Origin of the sequence: Oceaniovalibus sp. ACAM 378, assembly GCF_008085915.1 — a bacterium.
In the GTDB taxonomy this organism is placed as follows: Bacteria; Pseudomonadota; Alphaproteobacteria; order Rhodobacterales; family Rhodobacteraceae; genus Oceaniglobus.
Map to the genome: position 1 here is coordinate 1 of NZ_VSJK01000053.1, position 4,853 is coordinate 4,853.

Annotated in this window: 10 protein-coding genes and 1 pseudogene; 7 read left to right on the top strand and 4 right to left on the bottom strand. The window is 55.6% G+C overall.

Going from position 1 to position 4,853, the window contains the following annotated elements; all coding sequences use genetic code 11:
- The first annotated feature begins 89 nt into the window (after positions 1-89).
- The 5 genes from FQ320_RS25970 (at position 90) to FQ320_RS24980 (ending at position 2,246) form a co-directional block, all read left to right on the top strand.
- Positions 90-230: a hypothetical protein gene (locus FQ320_RS25970; RefSeq protein ID WP_187394086.1), complete on the top strand. Its 141-nt coding sequence runs from the start codon at positions 90-92 to the stop codon at positions 228-230.
- Positions 231-241: 11 nt separating this feature from the next.
- Positions 242-676 (top strand): integrase core domain-containing protein, encoded by a 435-nt coding sequence (locus FQ320_RS25975; RefSeq protein ID WP_187394087.1) that lies wholly within the window; start codon positions 242-244, stop codon positions 674-676.
- Positions 677-906: 230 nt separating this feature from the next.
- Positions 907-1,308 (top strand): response regulator, encoded by a 402-nt coding sequence (locus tag FQ320_RS24970; protein ID WP_255509725.1) that lies wholly within the window; start codon positions 907-909, stop codon positions 1,306-1,308.
- A gap of 106 nt (positions 1,309-1,414) precedes the next feature.
- Complete coding sequence (locus FQ320_RS24975; protein WP_148475963.1) at positions 1,415-1,798, top strand: two-component system response regulator; 384 nt, start codon at positions 1,415-1,417, stop codon at positions 1,796-1,798.
- Positions 1,799-1,886: 88 nt separating this feature from the next.
- Entirely contained in the window at positions 1,887-2,246 is a 360-nt protein-coding gene (locus FQ320_RS24980; RefSeq protein ID WP_148475964.1) for a transposase, read from the top strand.
- 43 nt (positions 2,247-2,289) lie between these two features.
- Here FQ320_RS24980 and FQ320_RS24985 read toward each other — a convergent pair whose 3' ends face one another.
- The gene (locus FQ320_RS24985; RefSeq protein ID WP_148475965.1) at positions 2,290-2,586 is read right to left on the bottom strand and encodes a PRC-barrel domain-containing protein; all 297 of its coding nucleotides are present in this window, start codon (positions 2,584-2,586) and stop codon (positions 2,290-2,292) included.
- A 184-nt stretch (positions 2,587-2,770) separates the two neighbouring features.
- Between FQ320_RS24985 and FQ320_RS26745 the strand changes: the two genes are divergently transcribed.
- Together FQ320_RS26745 and FQ320_RS24990 are read left to right on the top strand one after the other, a co-directional pair.
- Complete coding sequence (locus FQ320_RS26745) at positions 2,771-2,989, top strand: hypothetical protein (RefSeq protein ID WP_255509726.1); 219 nt, start codon at positions 2,771-2,773, stop codon at positions 2,987-2,989.
- On the top strand, positions 2,989-3,492 hold the full coding sequence (locus FQ320_RS24990) for an SOS response-associated peptidase (RefSeq protein WP_255509727.1): 504 nt from the start codon (positions 2,989-2,991) through the stop codon (positions 3,490-3,492). The genes FQ320_RS26745 and FQ320_RS24990 overlap by 1 nt, the downstream gene beginning before the upstream one ends.
- Before the next feature lie 17 nt (positions 3,493-3,509).
- On the opposite strand, the gene FQ320_RS24995 is transcribed toward FQ320_RS24990, so the two are convergent.
- The 3 genes and pseudogenes from FQ320_RS24995 to FQ320_RS27015 form a co-directional block, all read right to left on the bottom strand.
- Positions 3,510-3,830, bottom strand: a complete 321-nt coding sequence (locus FQ320_RS24995) for an H-NS family nucleoid-associated regulatory protein (protein ID WP_148475966.1) — start codon at positions 3,828-3,830, stop codon at positions 3,510-3,512.
- A gap of 354 nt (positions 3,831-4,184) precedes the next feature.
- Positions 4,185-4,481, bottom strand: a complete 297-nt coding sequence (locus tag FQ320_RS25000; protein ID WP_370513108.1) for a DUF2177 family protein — start codon at positions 4,479-4,481, stop codon at positions 4,185-4,187.
- Between the two features lie 25 nt (positions 4,482-4,506).
- Positions 4,507-4,578 (bottom strand): annotated as a pseudogene (locus FQ320_RS27015) (hypothetical protein); the annotation flags it as partial.
- Positions 4,579-4,853: the final 275 nt, after the last annotated feature.

The window sequence follows — 4,853 nt, forward strand, 5'->3', positions numbered from 1 at the left end:
CGAGCATACGCGCCTGGTTCAGGGCATCGGCCATCTGACGCAAAAGGGGCTCATTTTGAACAAGTACAACCAGCGCGCGGGATTCGGCCTTGTCAAGTCGGCTCCGGACGCGTGCAGCGTTCTCCGGCGAGAGTGCGGATCTGGCTGCCGCGCTGATCCGGCGGGCGGTTCTGGCCGAGGGTTGTCTCGCCCGCCCGCTGGTTCTGCCGCCGAAAACGGCAGCCCAATGAAAGGTGCGACCATGAAGGTGACGATGGAAAAGCTGGGCGTCACCGCGTCCTACAGTCGCCCGCTCAGTAACCACAATCCGTTCTCCGAAGTTCTGTTCCGCACCTGCAAATACCGACCGGACTGGCCGGGCAAGGGGTTCGCCACAACAGCGGACGCTCAGGCTTGGGTGAAATCCTTCGCCAGTTGGTATAATGGTGGGCATCTGCACAGCGCCATCCGCTTCATCACGCCAAATGCGCGCCATGCTAGGCATGCTAGGCATGATCACGCAACGTTGGCCAGCCGCGCCATACCCTATGCAAATGTCCGCGCACAGACCCGCAACGCTGGTAAGGCAAAACCCGGACCTGGCAACCTGCCGGACCCGTCTGGCTCAGCCCGGAGAACGAAATCAGCCCCCCTGAAATCAGCGACGCTGCATGAAATCGGCGGACAACTCCTTTGACTCAAACACCGGCACCGCGCGGCAACGGTCTTCCGGTGAACAGGGGTTCGCCATCTCGCTTTTATCCCGGGGTCTCGGTTTTCTCAGGATTCAAAGCTTCCAGTAAACCCGGCGCGGTTCGGTTCACGACTTTACTACCGGTTCAGTTTGGGAGAAAGCCCGTCGTCGGGTTGGATTAATGGTTCAATAAGGCTAACAGCGGAGCAGATGAGGTCAAAAGGTGACGACCGTTGAACAAGAAACTCAAAATCCTTCATGTCGAAGACGACGCCGATGTTTTACTAATCTGCAGAATGTCGATCGAACTTTCTGGTGAGTTCGATCTCCAGCAGTGCGCCGGGGGAGAAGAAGCCTTGGTTTGCGCGGCAAGCTTTACCGCAGACGTTATTCTGCTGGATGTGATGATGCCGGACATGAGTGGTGACCTCCTGCTGAAAAGGCTACGTGAACTCCCGAATTATCGTGACGTTCCGGCGATTTTCATGACAGGCAAAGCACACAATTCTGAAAGGGCGGCCCTGCTAAAGGCCGGTGGGATAGAGGTTATTGTTAAACCATTCGACCCGATGACCCTTTCGCGGCAGATCATGGACGCCCTCGGGCTGCCTAATATTGCAATTGCTGTAATTTGAGGCATTGGGTTGCGACAAACAGGTTCACGAGGATCAGGTCAAACAGTAAAGGGGCACTGCGGTCACTCATCATCCGTCCAGCCCCTTATCAAGGAGAAAGAGGTTCATGAGAATACTTGCCGTCGACGACGACGAGTTCGTCCTTGAAATGCTGAGCATACTTGTTCCCACGATTGGATATAAAGAGATCTATACAGCCGCGAGTGCAGGACACGCCTTGGAACTCATCACTGCAGCCAGGGAACCTTTCCAGTGCATTCTACTCGATATCCGCATGCCGGTCATGGATGGCATCGAGTTTTGCGATCTTCTGCGGCGCCTACCTGACTTCGCTGCTTGCCCGATCATTATGGTCACGGCCATGGCCGACAAGTCATATGTGGCGCAGGCCTATGAGGCCGGTGCCACTGATTATATAATCAAACCGTTCGATGTTAACGTTCTATCGATGCGCTTGGCCGCAGCGGTTAAATCGCTTGAGGTCGCTTGAACTCACTGGCACATCAAAAACACTGATTTATGCGAATAAAGCTGCAAACTTAAAACTTGAATCCCTGGATATTCCTTTGGTTTGATCTGTGTTTTATCCTTTTGCAGGAAAATGTTTCCTGTCAGTAGCACTGCCGAATGCGCTCAGGGCGCGGTTTAAAGCATATATCGAAGATGATTTGAGTGGTCGCGCCGCTGCGGCCCGGTTGAGGTTATCGGCGGCCACAGGTGTGCGATTGCAGCTCAATTTGCGCGAGACGGGGTCAGTCGCGATGGAGGCGCGGGGTCTCCCTCCGGGCCATGGCAAACTTGCAGCTCATCAGGCCTTTCTTGAAGAGATGGTGGCGCAGGATGGGGATATTACCCTGCCAGAGCTTTCCGGAGCGCTGAAGGCGGCCACCGGGGTTGTTGCCCATGCCGCCTCCATAATGGTTGCATCGAACGAATAGGCGAAGCCCGTGAACGCTACCGGATGGACCGGCCGCGTTATTGTTACTGGTGATGCTCAGGCAGCTCTTTCAGCTGATCCTTGGTCATCGGAGATGTTGCATGGATGTCGCCACTTTCGTCGCGCATGAAGCTCAGGCGTGATACGTCGAGTGCGACAGGCTTGGCCCCCATGCCCAGAAAGCCACCGACATCGACGATTACCTGCGCGTTGTCTCCCATACCGTGCAGGTGAGCCACACTTCCGATTTTGCTGTCGTCCGGTCCATAGACAGCCGCACCATCAAGGTTGACTTCGGTCAGTTCGTCAGAGCGGAGCGGTGTATGCTTGGAATGGTCCATAGTCAGTCTCATTTCTGTTGCTGTTTCCAATTGTAGATATAACCAATGGATCGGACCCGCTGTTCCTGACCTGCTTACCGATTTTGTGCAATCAAGCTGTTTCTCGCCTAGAGCATGATCAGTGCGTGAGCCAAAGCCGCGCAGGTGCCGAGCGCCCAGGCCGATTGCCTCTGTAGACATGCCCATGCAGAAGTTGTTTAATTTCATCATGTGCAACCGTTACTCCAACACGATGGCCAAGGACGCGATGCGAAGGCTTTTCGCGATCGACGCGTCCCATGACGATCTTGGAAACGCTGAGCCGCTGACCGCCATTTTTCCGAAGGGCATGGCGCCGATTGTTGGCATGAACGATGACGGCAGCCGCTGGCTGCGCTCCGAACCGCCTGCTGGAGCTTCGTGATGTCGCAGGCCTCAAAGCAGACCGGCAAGCCGATCCAGCCGAAGGCTGTGAACAATGCGCGCGACGACAAACTGCGCACGTCAGGTTTCTGGAGGAAGAGCTTCGAGGAGCGGCGCTGCCTGATCCCTGCAACAAGCCTTTGCGAGGCGAAGGGCCACAATCCCGCAACATACGTCTGGTTTGTTGTAACGGGCGGAGAGGAGCGGCCACCCTTTGCCCTTGCGGGCGTCTGGCGGTCCTACAAGGGCAACTACGGGAGTGGCGATCTGCACGAGAAGATTACCCGTTCAATGGTCACGACAACACCGAACGCGTTGGTGAAGGATACCCACCCGGACAGGATGCCGATGATCCTCGCCCCCGAGGATTATGCGCAGTGGCTGACCGGTACGCCTGACGAAGCCTTTGCGCTGATCAAACCTTTCCCCGCAGAACGCATGGTGATCCATCAAAGCGGAGAGGCGCTGAAGCCTGACCGCGGCGGCATGACTGCCGCCGGGTAGACGTATCCTGAGACGGATCAGGCGATCAGGAATTCTTCTTTCGACTGCCCTTTTTCCAATGCGTCCTTCAGCCAGTCCGGCTGACGACCGCGGCCGGTCCAGGTTTGCTCAGAATTTTCCGGATGGCGATATTTTGACAGCGAAACAGCTTTCGTCTTCTTAACTGGTCCGCCAGTCAATTCGGCCAATGTGAAGCCCATTTCCCGTGCAGCAGTATCAGCCGCCGCAAGTGCCGCTTTGCGCTGTTTGTCGTGATAGCCGTCGACGGCCTTATTCACGTTCTTCTGGAGGGTCTTGAGGTCATCCAGCGACATGCTGTTCAGATCGATGTCTGCCATTTTATGTTCCTTGTTTTGTTGTCATTTGAAAGCGGTGCGCCGTAGTTGCCAATCAATAAGATAAAGCGTCAATTGAAATAATTTATTTTATCGTCTTTTTTCACAAGCTCTCCAGCGGCTGGCTCCTCTACGTCCCTTCAGTGAACGGCCAATCATAGCTTAATTTCCGCGTCGCACGATTTCCCGTGTGGGAAGGACATGTTGCGCAGTAGAGGCGATGACTCTGCCTAATCGAGTAATGACGCGGTCTGACCTGCTCAGTTCCAGCGACCGCCGTCTCCGCGACATGTCGGGTCTCCGGATTTGCACCTGATGCAGTAAAATCAAACTGGACCAAAGACGATCCCAGCAAAGTCAGTCTTGGAAGCGCAAAATCAGAGCGACGACGGCCCAGGCACAAAATCTCGTCAGCACCGCGCCCCAGATCGTATCCGTTGCGACCATCTGCCAAGACCAGTCTTTCAAGATCGACGTCGAGGTGGACACGTAGGTCCCGGAGGCCATCGCACCGATGACAGCCCCATGCAGCGCTGCACGTCCCGGGTCCGCATCGCGCAAGGCGGGGACCGAGACCAGAAAAACAAGCCCGCCCACATAGGCGAGATAGAACAGGCCCCGCAGGTGCCGACATCGGACGGTCCCGCATCGCATCGCCCAAGTGGCGCGTGAACAGCGGCTTCATCACGAGAGTCAGCATGATCGCATCGATGACGAGAAAAAAGACGGCGGTCATTGCATAGATGATCATTTTGCAGGTCCTGCTTGAATGCTGAAAAGCAGATAGATCAAAACGTCAGCATTCGTCGGGTGAATCTCAAGATCTGTGAACCGCGATGTTTTGTCCAGTATCAAACTGAAATTATCAAGATGAAGGGCGGTGTCAGCAAAACGTGTTGGTTCCGGCTTTGTTCTTTCTCGTCAGGTGTGTATGCTCTGAGGCTCCCGGCATCTCAGGAGTCCCGCCATGCCCCGCTTCTATCCCGCCGAGTTCGGTCGATTTCTCGCCCGCCTGACGCCGCACGA

Bases quoted from the DNA above. Each gene is read 5' to 3' on its own strand.
- FQ320_RS26745 (WP_255509726.1), top strand. From the start codon at position 2,771: ATGCAGAAGTTGTTTAATTTCATCATGTGCAACCGTTACTCCAACACG.
- FQ320_RS25975 (WP_187394087.1), top strand. From the start codon at position 242: ATGAAGGTGACGATGGAAAAGCTGGGCGTCACCGCGTCCTACAGTCGC.
- FQ320_RS24995 (WP_148475966.1), bottom strand. From the start codon at position 3,830: ATGGCAGACATCGATCTGAACAGCATGTCGCTGGATGACCTCAAGACC.
- FQ320_RS24975 (WP_148475963.1), top strand. From the start codon at position 1,415: ATGAGAATACTTGCCGTCGACGACGACGAGTTCGTCCTTGAAATGCTG.
- FQ320_RS24985 (WP_148475965.1), bottom strand. From the start codon at position 2,586: ATGGACCATTCCAAGCATACACCGCTCCGCTCTGACGAACTGACCGAA.
- FQ320_RS24990 (WP_255509727.1), top strand. From the start codon at position 2,989: ATGTCGCAGGCCTCAAAGCAGACCGGCAAGCCGATCCAGCCGAAGGCT.
- FQ320_RS25000 (WP_370513108.1), bottom strand. From the start codon at position 4,481: ATGCGATGCGGGACCGTCCGATGTCGGCACCTGCGGGGCCTGTTCTAT.